Origin of the sequence: Mesorhizobium sp. M7A.F.Ca.MR.362.00.0.0 (genome assembly GCF_004023175.1) — a bacterium.
GTDB lineage: Bacteria > Pseudomonadota > Alphaproteobacteria > Rhizobiales > Rhizobiaceae > Mesorhizobium.
In genome coordinates this window covers 1-2719 of sequence record NZ_RZTF01000342.1, presented here as the reverse complement: position 1 = coordinate 2719, position 2719 = coordinate 1, and the positions used below count along the sequence as shown (strand labels likewise).

3 protein-coding genes are annotated in these 2719 nt (G+C 63.2%); all 3 read left to right on the top strand.

From position 1 onward, the window contains the following. The coding region (locus EOC06_RS43810) for an SDR family NAD(P)-dependent oxidoreductase (RefSeq protein WP_245470179.1) at positions 1–301 on the top strand (301 nt) is incomplete at its 5' end. A gap of 264 nt (positions 302–565) precedes the next feature. Next, positions 566–1963 carry a class II fumarate hydratase gene (gene fumC, locus EOC06_RS29190; RefSeq protein WP_128309420.1) on the top strand — a complete coding sequence of 466 codons (1398 nt, stop codon included), beginning with the start codon at positions 566–568 and terminating at the stop codon, positions 1961–1963. A gap of 236 nt (positions 1964–2199) precedes the next feature. Continuing rightward, positions 2200–2619, top strand: a complete 420-nt coding sequence (locus EOC06_RS29185) for a DoxX family protein (RefSeq protein ID WP_127332224.1) — start codon at positions 2200–2202, stop codon at positions 2617–2619. Positions 2620–2719: the final 100 nt, after the last annotated feature.

The window sequence follows — 2719 nt, the reverse complement described above, 5'->3', positions numbered from 1 at the left end:
GTCGAAGGGCGCGTTGAACTCGCTGACCAAGTCGCTCGCCTTCGAACTCGGCCCGCGCGGCATCCGCGTCAATGCCATCGCGCCCGGCACGGTCGACACCGCCATGCGGCGCAAGACCGTCGACAATTTGCCAGCCGAGGCAAAGGCGGAACTGAAGGCCTATGTCGAGCGCAGCTATCCGCTCGGCAGAATCGGCCGCCCCAACGATTTGGCCGGGATGGCTGTTTACCTGGCCAGCGACGAGGCCGCGTGGACCAGTGGCGGGATTTTTTCGATCGATGGGGGATACACGGCGGGGTGAGCTGCTTTTCTCCCTCCTTGAGGGGGAGATGGCCGGCAGGCCAGAGGGGGTCGCCTCACATGGACGCCAACCTTTTCCGGCGGCGGCAGGAGGTCGCGCCCGGTCGAACCGACCCCCTCTGTCGCCTTCGGCGACATCTCCCCCTCGAGGGGGGAGATTACCAGCACACCTTCAACCGATTTGCATACTTGCCGCCCGCAATCTCCGCTTGAAGCCGTTTGTGCAACGCGATACGCCGTTGCCGACTTCGACAAGGAGAGACCCGTGACCGCTGCAAAGACCAGAACCGAAACCGACACGTTCGGTCCCATCGAAGTTGCCGCCGACCGGTACTGGGGCGCGCAGGCGCAGCGTTCCCTTGGCAATTTCAAGATCGGCTGGGAGAAGCAGCCGGCGTCGATCGTGCGCGCATTGGGCATCGTCAAGCGGGCGGCGGCCGAAGCCAACATGGAGCTCAAGCGGCTTGATCCTTCGATCGGCAAGACGATTGTCGAGGCGGCGCAAGAGGTCATCGACGGCAAGCTCGACGACCATTTCCCGCTGGTGGTCTGGCAGACCGGCTCGGGCACACAGTCCAACATGAACGCCAATGAGGTGATCTCCAACCGGGCGATCGAGATGCTGGGCGGCGTCATGGGCTCCAAGAAGCCGGTGCATCCCAACGATCACGTCAATATGAGCCAGTCGTCGAACGACACCTATCCGACGGCCATGCACATCGCCTGCGCCGAACGCATCGTGCACGATCTGTTGCCGGCGCTGAAGCACCTGCACAAGGCGCTCGCCGCCAAGAGCAGAGAGTTCAATCACATCATCAAAATCGGCCGCACGCACACGCAGGATGCCACCCCCCTGACCCTCGGCCAGGAATTTTCGGGCTACGCCGCGCAGGTCGCCTCGTCGATCAAGCGCATCGAGCTGACGCTGCCCGGCCTGCAGGAACTGGCGCAGGGCGGCACCGCCGTCGGCACCGGCCTCAACGCGCCGGTCGGCTTCGCCGAACGGGTGGCGGATCGCATCGCCTCCATCACCGGCATTGCCTTCGTCACCGCGCCGAACAAGTTCGAGGCGCTGGCGGCCCATGATTCCATGGTGTTTTCGCACGGCGCCATCAATGCGGCGGCCGCCGCACTGTTCAAGATCGCCAACGACATCCGGTTCCTCGGTTCCGGCCCGCGTTCGGGCCTCGGCGAGCTGTCGCTGCCGGAAAACGAACCGGGCTCGTCGATCATGCCGGGCAAGGTCAACCCGACCCAATGCGAGGCGCTGACGCAGGTCTGCGTGCAGGTGTTCGGCAACAATGCGGCGCTCACCTTCGCCGGCAGCCAGGGCCATTTCGAGCTCAACGTCTACAACCCGCTGATGGCCTACAACTTCCTGCAGTCCGTGCAGCTGCTCTCCGACGCCTCGGTCTCCTTCACCGACAATTGCGTCGTCGGCATCGAGGCCCGCGAAGACAACATCAAGGCGGCACTCGACCGCTCGCTGATGCTGGTGACGGCGCTAGCGCCGACCATCGGCTACGACAATGCCGCCAAGATAGCCAAGACCGCGCACAAGAAGGGCACCACTTTGCGCGAGGAAGCGCTCGCCACCGGGCTGGTCAGCGAGGCCGACTACGACCGGCTGGTGCGGCCGGAGGACATGACGCATCCGGGGTAGTCAATTCCAGGAAAAGTGTCTTGCGGTTTTCGGTCTGGAATTGCGTCAACCAAAAGCCGGGTGTTTCGTGACGGGAGAATTTACTCCCGTCACGACGTGACGCGAAGCAAATTTTTCGCAGGCCGCCCGATCACGGAAACATAAGTACTGTGAACAATGTGTCGCCAGTCTGGTGGCTTTGGTGAACAGTCGGCTTGCTCTATCTCCCCGGTATCAACCCATCCCGGAGAGCCACCATGTCCATCAACACTTCAGTCGCCGGTTCCGGCGCATCCAATGCCTCGACTACCATCCTCCTCGGCCGCGTCCTGCTTGCCGTCATCTTCCTGCTTTCAGGCTTCGGCAAGCTGACCGCCATCGCCGGCACGGCCGGCTATTTCGGTGCCCTCGGCCTCCCCTTGCCGACCGTAACGGCCATTGTCGTCGGCCTGATCGAGCTTCTCGGCGGCCTCGCCATCCTCGTCGGCTTCAAGACCCGGATTGTTGCCTGGGTGCTGGCGATCTTCACCGTCGCTACCGGCTTGGTCGCCCACACCGGTTGGGCCGACCAGATGCAAATGATCCAGTTTCTCAAGAACCTCGCCATTGCGGGCGGCTTCCTCGTGCTGGCTTCCTCGGGCGCCGGCGCCTATTCGATCGACGCTAAGCGCGGCTGAGCCAAGAACCGGCAATAGCCGACAAAAAGCGGCGCGGAATTTTCCGCGCCGCTTTTTCGTTGTTGGTACATGCCCGCCGATCTGTCGGCCGGAGTTTCTG